General features: G+C 64.1%; 17 protein-coding genes. 9 read left to right on the forward strand and 8 right to left on the reverse strand.

Annotated features, from left to right (window positions below; genetic code table 11):
- Positions 1-43: 43 nt before the first annotated feature.
- Positions 44-1,159, forward strand: a complete 1,116-nt coding sequence (gene aroC / locus MF606_RS04755) for a chorismate synthase (RefSeq protein ID WP_240232506.1) — start codon at positions 44-46, stop codon at positions 1,157-1,159.
- A gap of 145 nt (positions 1,160-1,304) precedes the next feature.
- Here the strand turns inward: aroC and MF606_RS04760 are convergent, their stop codons facing one another.
- From MF606_RS04760 to MF606_RS04775, 4 genes are read right to left on the reverse strand one after another with little or no spacing between them, the layout of a single operon-like run.
- A complete protein-coding gene (locus MF606_RS04760; RefSeq protein ID WP_240232507.1) occupies positions 1,305-2,042 on the reverse strand; it encodes a TlyA family RNA methyltransferase in 738 nt (245 codons plus the stop codon).
- Positions 2,039-2,644: an SCO family protein gene (locus MF606_RS04765; protein WP_240232508.1), complete on the reverse strand. Its 606-nt coding sequence runs from the start codon at positions 2,642-2,644 to the stop codon at positions 2,039-2,041. The genes MF606_RS04760 and MF606_RS04765 overlap by 4 nt, the downstream gene beginning before the upstream one ends.
- A gap of 32 nt (positions 2,645-2,676) precedes the next feature.
- Positions 2,677-2,919, reverse strand: a complete 243-nt coding sequence (locus tag MF606_RS04770) for an exodeoxyribonuclease VII small subunit (protein WP_240232509.1) — start codon at positions 2,917-2,919, stop codon at positions 2,677-2,679.
- Between the two features lie 11 nt (positions 2,920-2,930).
- Positions 2,931-3,878 carry a histone deacetylase family protein gene (locus MF606_RS04775; protein WP_240232510.1) on the reverse strand — a complete coding sequence of 316 codons (948 nt, stop codon included), beginning with the start codon at positions 3,876-3,878 and terminating at the stop codon, positions 2,931-2,933.
- Between the two features lie 70 nt (positions 3,879-3,948).
- Here MF606_RS04775 and MF606_RS04780 point away from each other — a divergent pair, with 70 nt between their 5' ends.
- Positions 3,949-4,902 (forward strand): L-threonylcarbamoyladenylate synthase, encoded by a 954-nt coding sequence (locus tag MF606_RS04780; protein WP_420842239.1) that lies wholly within the window; start codon positions 3,949-3,951, stop codon positions 4,900-4,902.
- Between the two features lie 47 nt (positions 4,903-4,949).
- On the opposite strand, the gene MF606_RS04785 is transcribed toward MF606_RS04780, so the two are convergent.
- The gene (locus MF606_RS04785; protein ID WP_240232512.1) at positions 4,950-5,885 is read right to left on the reverse strand and encodes a DnaJ C-terminal domain-containing protein; all 936 of its coding nucleotides are present in this window, start codon (positions 5,883-5,885) and stop codon (positions 4,950-4,952) included.
- Between the two features lie 119 nt (positions 5,886-6,004).
- Between MF606_RS04785 and pdxH the strand changes: the two genes are divergently transcribed.
- The 4 genes from pdxH (at position 6,005) to MF606_RS04805 (ending at position 10,148) form a co-directional block, all read left to right on the forward strand.
- Positions 6,005-6,628, forward strand: coding sequence for a pyridoxamine 5'-phosphate oxidase (gene pdxH, locus MF606_RS04790; protein WP_240232513.1), 624 nt, complete (start codon positions 6,005-6,007; stop codon positions 6,626-6,628).
- 202 nt (positions 6,629-6,830) lie between these two features.
- Positions 6,831-8,036 (forward strand): YjgN family protein, encoded by a 1,206-nt coding sequence (locus MF606_RS04795; protein ID WP_240232514.1) that lies wholly within the window; start codon positions 6,831-6,833, stop codon positions 8,034-8,036.
- Entirely contained in the window at positions 8,036-9,199 is a 1,164-nt protein-coding gene (locus MF606_RS04800; RefSeq protein WP_240232515.1) for a M48 family metallopeptidase, read from the forward strand. The genes MF606_RS04795 and MF606_RS04800 overlap by 1 nt, the downstream gene beginning before the upstream one ends.
- A 124-nt stretch (positions 9,200-9,323) precedes the next feature.
- Positions 9,324-10,148 carry a DUF1499 domain-containing protein gene (locus MF606_RS04805; RefSeq protein ID WP_240232516.1) on the forward strand — a complete coding sequence of 275 codons (825 nt, stop codon included), beginning with the start codon at positions 9,324-9,326 and terminating at the stop codon, positions 10,146-10,148.
- Position 10,149: 1 nt separating this feature from the next.
- Here MF606_RS04805 and MF606_RS04810 read toward each other — a convergent pair whose 3' ends face one another.
- Positions 10,150-11,049 (reverse strand): MBL fold metallo-hydrolase, encoded by a 900-nt coding sequence (locus tag MF606_RS04810; protein WP_240232517.1) that lies wholly within the window; start codon positions 11,047-11,049, stop codon positions 10,150-10,152.
- Positions 11,050-11,144: 95 nt separating this feature from the next.
- On the opposite strand from MF606_RS04810, the gene MF606_RS04815 reads away from it, so the two are divergent.
- Entirely contained in the window at positions 11,145-11,759 is a 615-nt protein-coding gene (locus MF606_RS04815; RefSeq protein ID WP_240232518.1) for a biotin transporter BioY, read from the forward strand.
- A gap of 55 nt (positions 11,760-11,814) precedes the next feature.
- On the opposite strand, the gene MF606_RS04820 is transcribed toward MF606_RS04815, so the two are convergent.
- Both MF606_RS04820 and MF606_RS04825 read right to left on the reverse strand, forming a co-directional pair.
- The gene (locus MF606_RS04820) at positions 11,815-14,040 is read right to left on the reverse strand and encodes a putative bifunctional diguanylate cyclase/phosphodiesterase (protein WP_240232519.1); all 2,226 of its coding nucleotides are present in this window, start codon (positions 14,038-14,040) and stop codon (positions 11,815-11,817) included.
- Between the two features lie 105 nt (positions 14,041-14,145).
- On the reverse strand, positions 14,146-14,982 hold the full coding sequence (locus tag MF606_RS04825; protein WP_240232520.1) for a helix-turn-helix domain-containing protein: 837 nt from the start codon (positions 14,980-14,982) through the stop codon (positions 14,146-14,148).
- A gap of 265 nt (positions 14,983-15,247) precedes the next feature.
- Between MF606_RS04825 and MF606_RS04830 the strand changes: the two genes are divergently transcribed.
- Positions 15,248-17,344: an ABC transporter substrate-binding protein gene (locus MF606_RS04830; protein WP_240232521.1), complete on the forward strand. Its 2,097-nt coding sequence runs from the start codon at positions 15,248-15,250 to the stop codon at positions 17,342-17,344.
- A 194-nt stretch (positions 17,345-17,538) separates the two neighbouring features.
- Positions 17,539-18,423, forward strand: a complete 885-nt coding sequence (locus tag MF606_RS04835) for an AraC family transcriptional regulator (RefSeq protein ID WP_240232522.1) — start codon at positions 17,539-17,541, stop codon at positions 18,421-18,423.
- The last annotated feature ends 2 nt before the right edge of the window (positions 18,424-18,425 follow it).

Raw genomic sequence — 18,425 nt, forward strand, 5'->3', positions numbered from 1 at the left:
TCGTGCCCTCTGCCTAGAAAGCCCGCAACCACGGGGCTGCGCCATGTCGTTCAATACATTTGGAACTTTGTTTCGCTTCACCACCTGGGGCGAAAGCCACGGGCCAGCGCTTGGCGTGGTGGTGGATGGCTGCCCGCCCGGCCTGGTGCTGACGCCCGAAATCATCCAGCGCGATCTCGACCGTCGCAAGCCAGGGCAGTCGAAGTATACCACGCAGCGGCGCGAGGCAGACGAGGTGAAAATCCTCTCTGGCGTGTTCGAGGACGAGCGCACCGATGGACCGCGCACCACCGGCACGCCGATCTCGCTGCTGATCGAGAATACTGACCAGCGCTCCAAGGACTATGCGGAAATCCGCGACAAGTACCGGCCGGGCCACGCCGATTACACTTATGACCAGAAATACGGCATCCGCGACTATCGCGGCGGCGGCCGGACCTCGGCACGCGAGACGGCGGCGCGCGTGGCCGCCGGTGCGATTGCACGACAGGTGCTGGCGGGCGTGAGCATCCGCGCCAGCCTCGTGCAGGTGGGACCGCACAAGATCGACTACGGCAATTTCGACTGGGACCAGGTCGACCAGAACCCGTTCTTCTGCGCCGATGCCACGGCCGCCGCGCTTTGGGCGGACTATCTCGACGGCATTCGCAAGGACGGCAACTCGGTTGGTGCAGTCATCGAGGTCGTGGCCGAGAATGTGCCGGCCGGCTGGGGTGCGCCGATCTATGGCAAGCTCAGTGCCGACCTGGCCTCGGCGATGATGAGCATCAATGCGGTCAAGGCGGTGGAGATCGGCGCTGGTTTCGAGGCGGCCAGCCTGACCGGCATCGAAAATGCCGACCAGATGCGGTCCGGTGCCGACAAGCCGTACTTCCTTTCCAACCATGCCGGCGGCATTCTGGGTGGGATTTCCAACGGCGATCCGATCGTCTGCCGCTTTGCAGTCAAGCCGACCTCCTCGATCATCACCCCGCGCCAGACGGTGACGACGGCGAACGAAGACACCGACATCGTGACCAAGGGCCGGCATGACCCATGCGTCGGTATTCGCGCCGTGCCGGTCGGCGAGGCAATGATGGCCCTGGTGCTGGCCGACCATGCGCTAAGGCATCGTGGGCAAACCGGCCGCGAGGGTGCGGTGGGCTTCGAGCGGAATTAACCGCCTCTTCCGTTCTCCCCTTGCGGAGAAGGTGCCCGAAGGGCGGATGAGGGGTCCTTCTGCGCTTCTGGCATGGGCGTGCGCAGCACCCCTCACAGCAATTCTGCTGGACGCAGAATTGCTGTCCTCTCCCGCATGCCGACCGCTAGGTTCTACCAAACACCAGCACCGTCTCCACGTTCCCGTCGCCGCCGGCGATGGGTGATGTCACGGAGTGACGGTGCTCGAATCCTTGAGCCTGCATGAAGGCGATCACCTCGGCGCGGGCCGTCTCGATGGCTTCTTCGCTGGTCACGATGCCACCCTTGCCGACGTTCTGGCGCCCCACTTCGAACTGCGGTTTGAACAGGATCACCGCGTCGGCCTTCGGCGTGCATAGGGCGAGCGGGGCTGCCAGTACCTTGGTGACGGAAACGAAACTCACGTCCGAGACGAGCAAATCGATCGGCTCGGGGATCATCTCGGCGTCGAGGTCTCGCGCGTTGACCCCTTCCATGCTGACGACACGGTCGCTGCCCTTGAGCCTGTCATGCAACTGGTCGTGGCCGACATCGACCGCGTAGATGCGGCGGGCGCCGCGTTCCATCAACACTTGGGTAAAGCCGCCGGTGGAGGAGCCGATATCGACACAAATCTTGTCGGCGGGGTCGATCTGACCTGCATCGAGGCCGGCAACCAGCTTGAGGGCGGCGCGGGAGACGTAGTTTGCGGCGGGATCGCTGAGCGCCAGCTTGTCGTCACGGCTGACCATCTGGTTCTGCTTATGCGCGGTGACGCCGTTAATGGTCACCGTGCCGCGCAGGATGGCGTCGCGCGCCCGGGCCCTTGATGGCACCAGCCCGCGCTGCTCCAGCGCCAGATCGAGGCGGATGCGCCCGCTCATCCTTCGACCAGGCGCTTCACCTTGGCGACAGCTGTGTCCTTGGCTTCTTCGTACGCAATGGTGCCCTCGAATGTGCCATCACCGTCGATAAGGAAGGTCAGCGCCGTGTGATCGACGAGGTAGTAGGGATCGTCTTCCGCAAAACCCTCTGCCCGCTGACCGACGACGCCGAAGGCGGCCTTGGCTGCCTCGGTCTGCGCCTCGTCACCAACGAGGCCGATGATTGAGGGGTCAAAGCCTTCCACATAGCCCTTGACCGCTTCCAGCGTGTCGCGGGCGGGATCTACGGTGACGAAGATGATGCGAAGCTGCTCGGGCGTCAGGCCGAGTTGGGCCCGCCAGGCCGTAGCTTCGGCCATGGTTGTGGGGCAAACGTCTGGGCAAAAAGTGTAGCCGAAGAAGACGAGGCTTGGCGTGCCCTTGAGACTGTCCTGCGTGAAGGTGCCGCCTTGGGTCGAAGCCAACGCAAAGGGTTGGCCGGTGACGCCCAAGGGCCTGGCAGGCGGCCGGAACACATAAAGGCCGGTCGCGCCGACGGCAACGATGACCACGAGGGCCCAGAGCACGATGCGGAAGTTGCGGAGGGATTTTGGGGTGGTCACGGCGGGTTTCCTGCCACGAGGTCGTGTGTCGCTCACGCGTCGAGCGGTTCCGTGCCGGTCGCCCGGCCGTCGCGCGACAGCGTGATCTTTTCAATGCGGGCCTCGGCGGTGCGCAACAGCGTCTCGCAATGGGCCTTGAGGGCTTCGCCGCGCTCGTAGATGGCGATGGATTCGGCCAGCGGTGCCCGGCCCGATTCGAGCTTGCCGACGATTTCCTCGAGCTGCTGCAAAGCGGCTTCGAAGCTCAGGGTTTTGACATCGTCATTGTCGGCCATGGCGGTCTTTCCTAGTCTTCGAGGCGCCCGGTGGCGCCATCCATCAGCATGGCGACATGGTGCGAAACACCGCCCGCCAAGCCCTTGAGGTCATAGCCACCTTCGAGCAGCGATACAATGCGATTGCCGCAGGTGCGCTCAGCAGCATCCATCAACTTTCCCGTGAGCCAGCCATAGTCGGCCGATTGCCAATTGAGCTGGGCCAGCGGGTCGCGCTCATGGGCATCGAAACCGGCCGAGATCAGGATCAGGTCGGGCGAAAAATCGACCAGCGCCGGAATGATGCGGCTGGCATAGGCGTCGCGCATGCTCTCGCCGCCGGTATTGGGGGCGAGCGGGGTATTGGCGACGTTGCCGACGCCGGTCTCGCTGGCCTTGCCGGTGCCGGGATAGAGCGGCATCTGGTGGCTCGAGGCGTAGAACACCGTTGAGTCCGTTTGGAAAATGTCCTGGGTGCCATTGCCATGATGCACGTCGAAATCGACGATGGCGACGCGCTCGGCGCCATATTTGCGTTGGGCTTCGCGGGCGACAATGGCGACGGTGTTGATGAGGCAGAAGCCCATGGGGCTGGCGATTTCGGCATGGTGCCCGGGCGGGCGGATGGCGCAGAAGGCGTTGTCGACTTCGCCCAGCAGCACCGCATCGAGTGCCGCCAGAGCGCCACCAAGGCCGGTCGATACCGCCGACAGAGAGTCGGCGGAGATGAAGGTGTCTCCATCGAGCTGGCCCATGCCTTCGGCAGGACGAGCGTCACGGAGTTTGGCCATGTATCTGGAATTATGGACCAATTCGGCAAGCATCAGGTCGCCGCTGGGGGCATTGCGGCGCAGGAGTTTGTCGAAACGCGAGCGCGACAGCGCGTCCTCGACCGCGCGGATGCGGTCGGCGCGCTCGGGGTGACCCTGGGGCGTGACGTGATCGGCGAAGTTCGGCTGGCTGACGAGCAGCGTGGTCACGCGGGTCACGTCTCCTGTACATTGGTCGCTTCGTCTTGACGCGCCAGGGTCTCGTTGTCAAACAACGGCCATGACGATGAACGCTGACTTAACGCTTCCTGAACCGAAAAATGTGGCTGACGCCGCTGCCCTGCTGCGCGACGGCAAACTGTGCGCGTTTCCCACCGAGACCGTCTATGGCCTGGGCGCTGATGCGACTGACGCCGATGCCGTCCTCGCCATCTACGAAACCAAGGGGCGGCCGCGCTTCAATCCGCTGATCATCCACTGCGCCGATCTCGCCATGGCCGAGACATTGGCGGTGTTTTCGCCACTGGCGCGTCGGGTGGCGGCACTATGGCCGGGTCCGCTAACGCTGGTGCTGCCGGCACGGCCAGGCAATGGGCTGGCGGACGTGGCTATGGCAGGGCTCGATAGCGTGGCGATCCGCATTCCGGACCACAAGCTGGCGCTGGAGCTGATCGCGGCGGTGGGCCGGCCGCTGGCGGCACCGTCGGCCAACCCGTCGGGACGGCTATCGCCAACGACGGCCTATCAGGTGCGCTTGGGCTTTGCCGGGCGCGTGCCGGTGCTGGACGGCGGGCCATGCCGGGCTGGGGTCGAGTCGACCATTATCCGCGTCGAGGGTGACCGGCTAGTGCAGTTGCGCGCCGGAGCGATCGCGCGCGAGGAGATCGAGCGGCGGTTCGGGGTGCCGGTGGAAGTGGCCGAGAAGGATGCCGCGATTGCCGCGCCCGGCATGCTGGCGAGCCACTACGCGCCCAACGCGCTGATGCGGCTCAATGCCGAACCGCGCGAGGGCGAGGCTTATCTGGCGTTTGGGACTGCCCCCGAATTTGGCGGGATGATGCGAAATCTGTCGGAGACGGGCGACCTGCATGAGGCGGCGCGCAACCTGTTTTCGATGCTGCATGAGCTCGACGCTGTCGGGGCAGGGGTGATCGCGGTGGCGCCGGTGCCGGATACGGGGCTGGGCGAGGCGATCAACGACCGGTTGCAACGGGCGGCGGCACCGCGGGAATAGGGGAGACCACCTCTTCACCTCTCCCCCAGAGGGAGAGGTGAAGGAGGCTAGTCCCGCACCTTGTAGGGCTTCTGGTCCCGCATGAACCGCGCCAGCGCTTCGAGATCGGGATCGCCGCCGGGCGGTAGGACAACCCTCAAATTCGCGTACAAATCCCCATCGCCATAAAGCCCTTTGCCCTTGAGGCGGAGGGCCTTGGCGGTGTCGATGCCGGGGGGCAGGTTGAGCTCGACCGAGCCGTCGAGCGTAGGGACGCGAACCTTAGCACCGAGCACGGCCTCGTAGAGCGTGATCGCGACGTCGGTGCGCAGATCGGCGCCGTCACGGCGGAACTGCTTGGACTTTTCGAAACGCACGGTGACGAGCGCATCGCCGGGTTCGCCGAGGCCGGGGGAGCCCTGACCCTTGAGGCGGATCTGCTGACCTTCCTCGACCTTTTCAGGAAGCTTGACCGACAACACCTTGCCTGACGGCATGCGCACGGGGACGGAGGCCGCCTTGTGGGCGTCCTCGAGCGACACGGTGGCGTTGACCACGATATCGTCGCCCTTCATGGACCGGCCCTGGCCACCTGCGGCGGTGCCGGCAAATGGGTCCCATTGCGGACCGCCGGCTGTGCCGCGCGCACCGCCGCGCTGCTGGCCGCCAAAGCCGCTCATGAATTCCTTGAGGATGTCCTCGGCCGAAAATCCGCCCTGTGCCGTCCGCCCGCCGCGCTGCGCGCCGCCAAAGCCGCCGGGATTGAAGCCGGCGAATTTGGGATTGCCATCAGCGTCGATTTCGCCGCGATCGAACTGACCGCGCTTGTCGGTATCGTTCAGCAGGTCATAGGCATTGGTCGCCTCGGCAAACTTGCCGTGCGCTGTAGGGTCGTCAGGATTCTGGTCGGGGTGATACTTCTTGGCGAGCTTGCGATAGGCGGACTTGATGTCCTTTTCGCTCGCGGAACGTGGCACCCCAAGCACGGTGTAAGGATCGCGCATTTGGTCCATTCAAATGAGTCGGGGCGTTGCTTCGCCCAAATTTCATGTCCTATATGGCGACCACCCCCGGCAATGTCCAGATTTCGGTCGCAGGGTCGCGACGAAGGGATGAGATTTCCATGCTGCAAACTCTGACGGAACGCCTCTTCGATGACGGCGATCGCGCCGACCTCGATCCATTCGCCGTATTCGAGGAATGGTTCGCTCTTGCCAAGGAGGCCGAGCCCAACGACCCGCATGCCATGGCCCTGGCGACTGTCGACGACGATGGCTTGCCCGATGTGCGCATGGTGTTGCTCAACGCCCGGGATGCGCGCGGGTTCTGTTTCTTCACCAATTTCGAAAGCATGAAGGGCGGCCAGCTCGACGCCCACCCGAAGGCGGCAATGGTGATGCACTGGAAGTCGTTGCGGCGGCAGGTCCGGGTCCGCGGACCGGTCGAAGTCGTGACACCGGAAGAGGCCGACGCCTATTTCGCCAGCCGTGCCCGCGGCAGCCAGATTGCATCTTCGGCGTCGGAACAGTCACGGCCATTGGCCAGCCGGCAGCAATTGCTGACACGGGTGGCCGATTTGACGGCCGAGATCGGTGAGGACGCGGTGGTGCGACCCCAGCATTGGTCGGGCTTCCGCATCGTGCCCACCAGCATGGAATTCTGGAGGGACGGCCAGTACCGCCTGCACGACCGCGTACGGTTCGAGCGGAGCGGGGATGGTTGGGTGAGCACAAGGCTGTATCCGTAACGCCACACCAGCCGGACGCGCCAACCTCGGGCTCGACCCGAGGGCTTTGCACTTGCTGAGCGCCCCACAAGTGAAGTGCCCTCGGGTCGAGCCCGAGGTTGGCGCGTGGTGGGTATGGCAGATCTGGTCAAAATTGACCCGCACTCCGCTTCCCAATGCCAGGCGGCTCGCCTAAAACCCCAACAGGCTTGGGGATTGTGGCATGGTTTGGGATGGCGGACAGGAGCGGCCGGTGCCGGTAGTGTTCACCGGGACCCGGGGAGAGCTGGGCGGCATGCTGCTGCGTGGCTACCTGCTGCTGGTCCCCACGATCGGGTTGTACCGCTTCTGGCTGACGACGTGGAAGCGGCGCTTCTACTGGTCCCATACCGAGATCGATGGCGACGCGCTGGAATACACCGGCAATGCCATCCAGCTCCTCATCGGCTTTCTCATGGCGCTGGCCATTTTCGTGCCGCTCTATGGGCTGTTCTTCTACCTCTCGACGCAATCCTCGACTGCGGCGGTGATCGGCTATGGCGGGGTCGGCGTCCTGCTTTGGTTCCTGTCCGGCTATGCCGTCTATCGGGCCCGCGATTTCAGACTGTCCCGGACGCTGTGGCGCGGCATTCGCTTCGATCAGGCCGGTAGCGCCTGGGGCTATGCCTGGCGGCGGTTCGGCTGGTCGCTGCTGGTGCTGCTGACGGCGGGCCTGGCCTATCCGTTCATGGCCGCCAACCTCTGGAGCTATCGCTACCGCCATAGCTGGTATGGCGATCGCCAATTCGCGTTCGCGGGAAGCTGGAAGCAACTGGTGGGTCCCTTCTATCTCAGCTACGGGACCGTCGCGGTCATCACCCTGATCGGGCTGGTGCTGTGGGGCGCGGCACTGGGTGGTGGCCAGATGCGGCCAGCCGGCTTTGTGCCGCTGCTGATAGCCGCCGCCCTGATCGGCTGCATGATACTCCGCTACCATTCGCGCGAACTGAGCCGGATGCTGTCATCGGTCTCGCTCGGGCAGGCCCGGCTGACCGTGCATGTCTCAGCCGGCGCCTTGCTGGGGCAGTACGTACTGTTCGGCTTTGCGCTGCTGGGAACATTCATCGTGCTGGGGATCGGCGGCTTCGTCGTTATCGGCGCGCTTGCGGCGGACGCTTTTGCCGGCGGCGGCTTCGATCCGGAAATATTCATGAGCCACATGCGCGGTAGCTTCGTCACGCTGGCAGCGATCATCTTTGGCTACCTGCTGGTGCTGGGCGGCTTCAGCCTGATGAGCGAACTGTTCCTCGGGTTGGGCTATTGGAAGCTGGTGGCCAAGGGCGCCGCTATCACGGGCATAGACAGCCTGCGCGATGTGCGTGCTCGCGGCGAAGACAAGCGGCTGGCCGGCGAAGGACTGGCCGACGCACTTAACGTGGGTGCCTACTGATGGCGATACCCGCACGCTTCTACGATGGCTTGACCGCCGCTGTGCATGCCGTCGGGCTCGACTATGAGCATCGCGGCGGCGACAGTGGCACGCTGGTCGTCCGTGCGCAGGCTGGCACCGAACTGGCGCGCTGGCCCTCCAATGATCTCCACACGATTCATGGCCGCAAGGGCGAATTGCTGCTTGGCGCCGTCGGACAGCCCGGCGGTGCGCGTGTCGTGGTACGCGGACGGGAAGACATAGCACGCATTATGGCGACCTTGCCGGTGCTGCATCACAAACAGCGCCAGGAGCGCGGCCGCCAAGTGCGCATCGCGGTGACGGCGACGGTAGCACTGGCAGGCGTCATCGGCGCCTACCTCTATGGCGTGCCGTTGCTTGCCGGGCGCATCGTCGGTCTGGTACCGGCCGCTTGGGAGCAAAGCCTGGGCGGCACTGTCGCCGAGCAGATGGAGGCCAGCTTCGGCGAAAGCGGCGGCCTGCAAGTCTGCGACACCGATCCGGACAGCGTTGCCAATCGTGCCCTCGCCCGGTTCGGCGATGCTGCACTGGCGGGCTCCAATTCGCCGTTCACGCTCGATATCAAGGTGGTCAAGTCCGACGTCCCCAATGCCTTCGCGCTGCCGGGCGGGCGGGTCTATTTCTTCTCGGCGCTGCTCGACCAGGCGCAGACACAAGACGAATTCGCCGGTGTGCTGGCCCATGAAGTGGGGCACGTGGCCTATCGCCACGGCATGGAGCAGTTGATCTCGTCAGCCGGAACCGGTGCGCTGATCGGCTTCATTCTTGGCGACATGACCGGCATTTCGGTAGCGGCGGGTCTGGGTTCGACCATGATCGACGCCCGTTTTTCCCGTGAGGCGGAGCGGCAGGCCGACGTCTATGCCGCCCAGGTGGCCCAGCGGCTCGATTTTCGTCCATCGGGCCTGGCCGATCTGATCAACCGCGTCGGCGCGGATGACGATTTCGCCCGAGCACTGGCGCTGCTCAGCACGCATCCGCTGACCGACGACCGCAAGGCAGCGCTCGAAATCCTGAGCCAGCAGCGCCCAACCGGCCTCGAGCCGCCCTTTACCGCCGATGAGTGGTTCGCCATCAAGACGATGTGCGTCGGCGTAACGACGCCAGCAGCGCCGGAAACCGGTAAGACCAAGAGCAAATGACCGGGTTCGGCGAAATCTTCAAATTCGGGCAATACCTTGGAGATATGTTCTGCACAGAGGGTGTGTCGATACTCACGTGATGGCGGCCTGACGTGAATCTCAACGCACGCTGGGGCGAGGTGCAGTGCGCATACTGATCCGGACATCGAAATGGGCCATCTGGGCGCGCCGCCTCGGCAGCGTCGCGGTGCCGCTCGTCGTCATCTCGGTCCTGCTGCATCGCCTACGGCTGATGACCAGCGACCTGTTCCTGGTGGCCGCCGCCGTGGCGGGCGCGATGGCGCTGCTGGCCGTTCTGGTCTCGATGGTAGCGCTAGCGCGGCTCTGGCAGACCGGCGACCGCGGCTGGGGCAAGGCGCTGTGGGGGCTTGCTTTCGGGCTGATCTGCCTGCTGCCCTATGCTTGGTATGGCGCTTTGGCACTGCGCTATCCAGCAGTCACCGATATTGCCACCACGGATCGCGGGCCGATGCCGCTTGTATTCGAGCCAGGCACCGCTGCCATGCCGCCCCCAAAGCTGTTGAGCCGGTCGGAAATGGCACTGGTGTTTCCCAATGTGGAAACACGCACCTATCCGCTGGGGCTGGCCCAAACCTTCGTGCTGGCGCATCGGCTGGTCGATGAGAACGGTTGGGACATAAAGCTTGAGCGCGACCCGGCGACGGGGGCAGCGGTTGGGCAGATCAATGCCCAGATCGTCACCTTGCCTGGCTGGCGCGAGGAGGTCGTGATCCGCGTGACCGGCGACCTGGCCAATTCGGCGGTCGACATGCGTTCGGCCTCGCTCAATGCGCTCCATGACTTCGGCAGCAATGGCCAGCGCATAGAGGCTTTTCTGTCAGCGCTGGACGACGCCGTGACGACCTTGCTGCGCGACAATCCCAATGCCAACCGGCCGGTGGAAGCCGAGCCTGAGTCGGCGACGGACGTCGAGGCGCCGGCTGAATAGTCTAAGCTGTGATGCGGGTGCCAAAGAGCTTCCGCGCAACCTGCAGTTGGCCCCGGTCTTCAAGATATTCCACATGGGCGGTGATGGTCATCCGCGCCGCCAGTTTCACCGGTAGCGGTTGGGTCGGATAGATCGCATCGACGATGTGGGCGACGGTGCGGGCGCCATTGCGGACGGCGGCGACGACCTGCTCGGTGCGCATCTCGCGATGGGCCCGCAGCGCCCTGGCATATGCCGGTCCATCGCCGATCGCCCCGCCATGGGCGGGCAGATAGAGCCGCTGGGGCAGCGCGATGACCTTGTCGAGCGAGGCGAAATAGTCGGCCATCGATCCGTCGGGCACCGAGACCAGCGTCGAATTCCAGCCCATGACATGGTCGCCGCTGAGCAGGATGTCGCCCATGCTGAAAGCCAGGTGGTTGGCGCAATGGCCGGGGGTGGTGTGAACCGAAAGCGCCGCGTCGCCGGCGGCGATGGTTTCGCCATCGACCAGCGTCCGGTCGGGCACCAGGTCCCAGTCGCAGGAATTGCGGATCGGGTTGCGCTCGAATCGGCGGAGCGGACGCGACAGCCGATGCGGGCCGCCGAACCAAAGCGGGGCATTAAGGCGCCGGGCCATCCGCGCCGCCAGCGCGCTGTGGTCGCGATGGGTGTGCGTGAGAAGGATGGCGTCGACCGGTCGGCCACCGATGGCGCGGTCGAGAGCGGCCAGGTGCGCGTCGTCGTCCGGCCCCGGATCGACGAGCGCAAGTCGTTCGTGGCCAATAACAAAGCTGTTGGTGCCGGTGAAGGTATAGGCGCTGGCATTGGGCGCGGTGACACGCACCAAGCCCGCCGCGGCCGGCACGGCGAGCCCCGTCTGTGGGTCGAATTGCGTATCGAAGACGAGGGGCGCGGCCATTGCACTCACCGGATGGGCGGACTAAGAAGTGGCGATACGAACTGCAGCAGTGTCCCGGGAGGGGATGCCGGTTCGCCAAGCATGGAAGGTATGAAATGGCGCTGACTTTGACCACGCCCAACACGCTCCTCGGCCTCTACCAGCCCAAGGGCGACGCTGCCAAGCTGGCATCGACCATCGCGACGGTCGTTCTCGGCACGCTGCTCATCACCATCTGCGCCAAGATCAACGTGCCGGTATGGCCGGTTCCGGTGACCCTGCAGGGCTTCGCCATCGCGGCCTTGTCGGCTGCCTTTGGCCTGCGCATCGGCGTCGCGACCGTGGCGCTCTACCTCATCGAAGGCGCGCTCGGCCTGCCGGTCTTCGCCGGCGCGACGGCAGGTATTCCCTATCTGATGGGCCCGACCGGCGGTTTCCTGCTCGGCTTCCTCGCCATGGCTGCCATCATCGGCTTCGCCGCCGATCGCGGCGCTTCGGGCAAGCCGCTGGCCCTGTTCGCGGCCATGGTCGTTGCCGATGCCGTGCTGCTGGTGCTGGGCTTCGTCTGGCTGATGGCACTTGCCGGCCAAGCCGGCTGGATCGACCAGGCCAACGTTGTCGGCTCGGCCTTCGCCAAGGCCATCCAGCCCTTCATCGTCTGGGACATTCTCAAGATGGCTCTGGCGGCGCTGACCGTTACAGGTCTCTGGAGCGTTATCGCCAAGCGCTAAAGCGTGTACCGCATCGAATTGGAAAGGCCGGCCTCGCGCCGGCCTTTTTTTGTGTCTAGCCAGCAGCTTGGCTGTGTACGGTGGCTGCATTGCCGGCATCGAGGATTTCGGTGATCCGCTCCGGCGTCAGCGGCCGGGACAGCAGGAAGCCCTGTAGCTGGTTGCAGCCCATGGCCTTGAGCAGCTGACGTTGCTCCTCGGTCTCGACGCCCTCGGCGGTGACCGCCATATGCATGGCGCGGCCGAGGTCGATGATCGACCGCACGATGCTGTCGATCTCGAGGTCCAGCCCCAGTTGGGCGGTGAAGGACTGGTCGATCTTGAGCTTGTCGACGCCATGGCTGCGCAGGTAGCTGATCGACGAATAGCCGGTGCCGAAATCGTCGAGGGCGACGCGGATGCCACGGCTACGCAATTGCATCAGCGTGGCCTGGATCATGGGTGAGTTCTGCAGCAGCAGACCCTCGGTGATCTCGATCTCCAGCCGCTTGGCCGGCAGGCCCGTTTCGGACAAGACGTCGAAGACGCGGTTGGCGAACCACTCGTCGCGGAACTGCACCGGCGAAACATTGACCGCGACCCAGGGAATGTCGTTTGCCGCAGCAAAAAGGCAGGCCTTGCGCATGACCCACATGCCGAGCTGGTCGATCAGGCCGCGCTCTTCGGCGAGACCAATGAAGGTGGCAGGCGACATGTATCCGCGCACGGGGTGACGCCAGCGTACCAGCGCCTCCGCGCCCGCGATATTGCCCGAGCGGGTATGGTAGATCGGCTGATAGACAAGCTCGAGGTCCCGGTCTTCCTCCAGCGCTGCGCGCAAATCCAGCTCCAGGCTGCGACGCTCGCGGACGGCGTCACCCAGTTCGCCGGCAAAGAGCTGATGCCGCCCGCCGCCATGCTCCTTGGCGTCGTAGAGGGCGATGTCGGCCTGACGCATAAGGTCTTCTGCCCGCGCTTCGCCGTCCGTAGTGACGACGACGCCGATAGTGGCGCCGACCCGCACTTCGTGGCCATGGATGTCAAACGGCAGCTTGAACGCGTCGACGATCTTCTGGCTCAGGGCCAGCGCCGCAGCCGTATCGATCGCCACGAACTGGATGACCGCGAACTCGTCGCCGCCGAGCCGCGCCACGGTGTCGACCTCGTCGACCTGGTCGAGCAGCCGCTTGGCGGCCTGGCGGATCAGTTCGTCGCCGGCCGGGTGGCCGAGCGTATCGTTGACATGCTTGAACCGATCTAGGTCCAGGTAATGCAGCGCAATCCTGGACCCGTTCCGGCGCATATTGGCCAGTGCCTGATCCAGCCGGTCCTCGAACAAGGAGCGGTTGGGAATCCCGGTCATCGGGTCGTGAAAGGCCAGGAACGAGGCTTCGGCTTTGCTGTGTTCGAGCATGGTGGAGGTGCGGCGCAGGCGGCGCAGCAACATGGCGATGGCCAGCGCCGCCAGGATGACGCCGCCGATTACCGCCGGCGCGGTTTCCTTGATGAGCGCAAAGGCCGGCTCGTCGGGTATCCAGGTGAAGAAGCCGACGATGCGTCCCTCCGTATCGAGCACCGGCGAGGCGATGCGCTCGTCGGTGGTCTGCGCGGAGCGCTCGAACGCCAGCCCCGGCACCTCGTATTTTCTCGCGATCTCGTCGGCGACCGATTGGTCGAGAAAGCGTGCGGAGATGTGCAGAAATTCGGTTCCCGGCGCCTGTTGCACTGCGTCGCTGCCCGGAATAACCGGCCTGACGCTGACAAGAGCCGGCTGCCCATTACCGAGGACAATGAGATCCTGGGTGCCGAGGCCGGTGATCGCCGCAGTCGAGTCATCCAGCCCAGCGGACGCATCCGCCATCTGCCGCCGCAGCGACTGCACGAGTGGCGCAATGGCGGCCTTGTCTGCTTCGTAGACCGAGCCTCCGACGCGTTCGCCATCGGCAACCGCGCGAACGAGTTGGTCCTGAGGGTCAAGGATGTAAATCCGGCTGTGGCCGAAATATTCGCTCATCCACTCGACCAGGTTCTCAGCGAGCCAGGCGTCATTATTGGCGCGCAGATTGACGACCGAGTCGTCCCAGATGGCAGAAGTGTCCTGCTCGACGGGCATCCGCTTGGCAAGATCGGCAAGCCCGGTCTGCACGGAGCGGCTTTCGCGCGCAATGGCTCGGTCGTCAATGCGGGACGCCGCCCACCAGCCGAAACTTCCCAGGACGACGATGACCACCGCTGCAAGCAGGAAGGCCAGATATGTAACCTGACGCGACAGGGGTGCTGGGTGCGTGCTTGAGTGAGCCATTTGCGATACCGGATGCGAGGCTCAAGGCTACGCGGGGAACCCTAACAAATGGCTGAATTGCAAAGCGGTTTTGCGCGGGACTTCAGGGGGAGCAGCTGTTGAGGGCTAGCTACGGCGGTTCAACTTGCGAAAGGCGCTGGGCGAGCAGCCCTCGTGCTTGAGAAAAACCCGCGAAAAGTAGAACGAATCTTCGAACCCGATCGCCAGCGCAATGGCCTCCACCGTTTCCTCGGTGACGGCCAGCAGTTCCTTGGCCCGATCAAGGCGTAGCCGCGTCTGCAGGACCTTTGGCGGCACGCCATAGGTTTCCGAGCAATGCCGCCTGAGTGTGGCGGCCGACACGTCGAACTCGGCCGCGAGGGCCGTGAGATCAAGGTCTTCCAGCGCTCGCTCCTTGAGGGCCCTGATCGCCTTGGCGGCGCCGAGGGATGGGCCGGCCCTGTCCGCGGCACCGGCTCTCTGCTGGATGGCGGCGCGGACGATGAGGCGGTGCAGCGTGGCTGCCGAAGCAAAGCGGCTCAAGTGGCCATGCTCGAGCATTTCCGAATGCAGCGTGCTGAACAGCCGGCCCATTTCGGTGACGTCATCGACCTGCATAAGCGGTGCGCCGCGTTTGATTAGCTCCGCCGCTTCGAATTCCTGTGCCAGCGTGCCATCGAAGAGCGCCCAGCGTTCACCCCAGGCCGTGCCCGGTGCCGGCCCATAGGAGTGGAGCACGCCGGGTACGAGGAAGAAGAGGGCAGGGCCGACGACCTCGTGCCGCCCCGACACCGCCGTGACCAACGTGCCGTGCCCGGACTCAACCAGGACCACGGCGTAGCATTGCAGGATGCGATCGACGATCTGGGAGCGGATGGTATGCAGGCCGAATGCCGAAACCTGCATGGCCCGCGTCGGGCTGCTGGTTGCAGTGCGGTAAACCGCCATCGATCGGTCAGTCATGATCGAAAAGTCCAGATTGGTGATTTGTCCATTTTAGCGTGGCGACCAATCGCCTAGTGTTGCGGTCAATCAATGACTCATAGCGGTGATTGAAATGTCAAGTGCTGCAGTGCAGCACTTGGGCTGCCCTTGGCGCGCCGATAGGAGGTAGCCGTCACAGGACGCCACGCGGCTCGGTTCCGGCACTGCCGCCCAAACCAAGAGATTTCTGCCGTGGCGCGGCCGTAGTCTCGAATCCAAACAAGCGCGCCATCAAGGAGGATCCATGATCTCGAAGTACAACCGGCTCGCCATTGGCGGGCTGTTGCTCAGTGTTTCAGCCATAGCGGCACAGGCTGAGACAATCACCCCGACCACGCCACCGGACCCGCCGGTATTCGAGGCGCAGAGCGTGCCGAACTTTGTCGGCGTCAAGGATATGTTCGAGTTCAAGGCGCTGGCCGAGTACCGCGAACCTGATTGGATCACCGAGAACTTCGTCGCATCCGGCAAACTGCCGCCAGTGGCCGAGCGCCTGCCCGAGCAACCGCTGGTCTACAAGACCGCCAACATGCCGGACGGCGTCGGCGTTTATGGCGACGTGATGCGCCACGTTATCGGCGGCCGTCCGGAGGGCTGGAACTACAGCGCCGGGCAGAGCCAGGGCTGGGGCGGCATCGACATCGGCCTGTCTGAGTGCCTGACGCGCACTGGCCCGCTATTCCAGGTCAAGGCCGATGAGCTGGAGCCGCTGCCGAACCTGGCGCAGAGCTGGGAGTGGTCGGAGGATGGCCACCAACTGACGATGCATCTCATCAAGGGCGCCAAATGGTCCGACGGAGTACTCTTCACGTCCGAAGACGCCATGTTCTATTGGGAGGACAACGTCCTTGATCCCAATGTGAGCCCGCTCAACGGCGCCACGCCCGAAACCTTCGGCGAGGGCACGACGCTGGAAGCGCTGGACGAATACACGCTGTTGTGGACGTTCAAGGAAGCGTTCCCCAAGCAGTATCTCTATGCCATGTCTTACGGCACGTTCTGCCCGGGCCCGGCGCATATCCTCAAGCCGGAACATCCGAAATACAACGCCGACAACACCTATGACGAATATAAGAACGCCTTCCCGCCTGAATACCTGAACATCCCCACCATGGGTGCGTGGGTGCCGGTGGAATACCGCTCCGAAGACATCGTGGTAATGCGTCGCAACCCCTATTTCTGGAAGGTCGACGAGCAGGGCAATCAACTGCCTTACCTCAATGAACTGCACTACCGGCTGTCCACCTGGGCCGATCGTGACGTGCAGGCGATCGCCGGCAGCGGTGACAACTCCGCCCTGGAGCAGCCCGAGAACTTCGTTGAATCGTTACGCGCTGCGGCCGAACCCGATGCGCCGGCACGGCTGGCCTTCGGCGCCCGTACTATCGGCTATACGCTCTATCCCAACCTGTCTGCCAATGGCTGGGGCGAGCCTGATGCCCGCGGTCAGGCGATCCGCGAACTCAATCGCAATGCCGATTTCCGTATTGCCATCAGCTCCGCGCTCGATCGCCAGGCACTTGGCGACAGCCTTGTACGTGGACCTTTCACCGCTATCTATCCGGGCGGCCTCTATGCAGGCACGACCTACTACGACAAGGAGTCGACGGTTTACTACCCCTACAATCCGGAGGGAGCAAAGGCGCTATTGGCCGGTATCGGCCTGGTCGATACGGACGGCAATGGAGTCCTCAACTTCCCGGCCGATACGGCCGACGTTGGCGGGCAGGACGTCGAAATTACCGTTCTGGCCAGTGCGGATTATCAGACCGACAGATCGCTTGCCGAGGGTGTCGTTGCCCAGCTTAGCCACTTGAGCCTGCGCGTGATCCCGACCTACAAGCCGTCGAGCCAGTTTGATGCGACCCAGACGTCTGGGCAGTTCGACTGGACCGTGGTCCGCAATGGGTCGGAATTGATCGCGGTGGTGCAGAATACCGCATCGCTGGCGCCGACCGGCCCGCGCACGGCTGTGGCGCACAAGGCAGGCTCTGATGGTACGCTCGACCTGCTGCCCTGGGAGCAGGAAATGGTGGACGTCGTCAACGGGTTCATCAGTTCCCAGGACGCCGGCGAGCGCATTGCCCTTATGAAGGCCTATCAGCGGCTCTACACGGAAAATGTCTACGGCATCGGGCTGACGCAATATCCCGGCGCCGAGATCATCAACAAGCGCTTCGCCAACGTGCCGGCTGGCGTGCCGATCTTCATGTTCAACTGGGACGTCGACAACATGATGCGCGAGCGCCTGTTCGTGCCTGCTGACAAGCAACAGGACTATGAGCTTCATCCGGAAACGCTGCCCGGCGCGCCGGGTGTCGGAAACGGTCCAGTTTCGTAGCAATCCTCCCACCAGGCAACGCCAGGCCCTGCCTCCCAGGGCCGCTTGGACAGGATCCGAAGGGCGCATCAGCGCCCTTCGGTGTTTCTGCGTCTCGATACGCGTGCCCGATGCGTCCATGCTAAACCGCAAGATCGGTCGAGCATGCGGTGACCCTGGACGGCTAGATCAGCCCGTCACGGAGAACGAGACGAATGACGGCGGCACTTCAAAACTACAAAGCCCGCATGCAGCGGGTTCTGGATCACATCGACCACCATCTTGACGATGGCCTGGATCTGGAAACGGTCAGCCGTGTTGCTGCCTTCTCGAAGTTTCACTTCCATAGGCAGTTTGCGGCGACCTTCGGGCTATCGGTATATCGCTATATCCAGCTGGCCCGCATGAAACAGGCGTCGAACCAGCTGGCTTCCGCAGACACCCAAAGTGTCACGGATATAGCGATGGATGCCGGCTACGATGCACCTGATGCCTTTGCCCGCGCCTTTCGGCAACGGTTCGGGCAATCGCCGTCCTCGTTCCGCAAATCTCCCGATTGGGAGCCGTGGCTTGTGGCCCTCGGGCCTTTGGACAATGCAAGGAACAAGCTCATGCAGATCATCTTCGACCATACTGACGTAGCAATCCGCGACGTGCCTCCGACGCCGGTGGCGATCATTGAGCATCGCGGCGACCGGGCCACGCTCGGCGACACCATCCAGCGCTTCAGGGCCTGGGGCAGGGCGGCGGGCCTCTCGGCCGAGACAAACCCGACCTTCATGGTCTTCCGTTCGGAACGGGAGCCTGCAATCGCGGCCGATTACAGCATGGACCTCTGCGTCGGGACCGATCAGCCCGTCGCGGCGAGTGATGCCCCGATGAAAGCCGGCGTCATTCCCGGCGGTCGCTGCGCCGTGCTGCGCTACCCCGGCAACAGCAACAACCTAGAGCCTGCCGCGCTCTACCTCTATCGGGACTGGCTACCAGCCAGCGGCGAGGAAGCGCGGGACTTCCCGATCTATTGCCAGCGCCGGCTCGCCTCCATCCCGGAAGTGCCGGCTCACGAAGTGGTGGTGGAGCTGTTCCTGCCGCTGAAGTGACG

The sequence above is a fragment of the Devosia lacusdianchii genome (genome assembly GCF_022429625.1).
GTDB classification, from domain to species: domain Bacteria; phylum Pseudomonadota; class Alphaproteobacteria; order Rhizobiales; family Devosiaceae; genus Devosia; species Devosia lacusdianchii.

Bases quoted from the DNA above. Each gene is read 5' to 3' on its own strand.
- MF606_RS04810 (WP_240232517.1), bottom strand. From the start codon at position 11,049: ATGGCCGCGCCCCTCGTCTTCGATACGCAATTCGACCCACAGACGGGG.
- MF606_RS04795 (WP_240232514.1), top strand. From the start codon at position 6,831: ATGGTTTGGGATGGCGGACAGGAGCGGCCGGTGCCGGTAGTGTTCACC.
- MF606_RS04780 (WP_420842239.1), top strand. From the start codon at position 3,949: ATGACGATGAACGCTGACTTAACGCTTCCTGAACCGAAAAATGTGGCT.
- MF606_RS04815 (WP_240232518.1), top strand. From the start codon at position 11,145: ATGGCGCTGACTTTGACCACGCCCAACACGCTCCTCGGCCTCTACCAG.
- pdxH (WP_240232513.1), top strand. From the start codon at position 6,005: ATGCTGCAAACTCTGACGGAACGCCTCTTCGATGACGGCGATCGCGCC.
- MF606_RS04835 (WP_240232522.1), top strand. From the start codon at position 17,539: ATGACGGCGGCACTTCAAAACTACAAAGCCCGCATGCAGCGGGTTCTG.
- MF606_RS04820 (WP_240232519.1), bottom strand. From the start codon at position 14,040: ATGGCTCACTCAAGCACGCACCCAGCACCCCTGTCGCGTCAGGTTACA.
- MF606_RS04760 (WP_240232507.1), bottom strand. From the start codon at position 2,042: ATGAGCGGGCGCATCCGCCTCGATCTGGCGCTGGAGCAGCGCGGGCTG.
- aroC (WP_240232506.1), top strand. From the start codon at position 44: ATGTCGTTCAATACATTTGGAACTTTGTTTCGCTTCACCACCTGGGGC.
- MF606_RS04800 (WP_240232515.1), top strand. From the start codon at position 8,036: ATGGCGATACCCGCACGCTTCTACGATGGCTTGACCGCCGCTGTGCAT.
- MF606_RS04830 (WP_240232521.1), top strand. From the start codon at position 15,248: ATGATCTCGAAGTACAACCGGCTCGCCATTGGCGGGCTGTTGCTCAGT.
- MF606_RS04785 (WP_240232512.1), bottom strand. From the start codon at position 5,885: ATGCGCGATCCTTACACCGTGCTTGGGGTGCCACGTTCCGCGAGCGAA.
- MF606_RS04770 (WP_240232509.1), bottom strand. From the start codon at position 2,919: ATGGCCGACAATGACGATGTCAAAACCCTGAGCTTCGAAGCCGCTTTG.
- MF606_RS04825 (WP_240232520.1), bottom strand. From the start codon at position 14,982: ATGACTGACCGATCGATGGCGGTTTACCGCACTGCAACCAGCAGCCCG.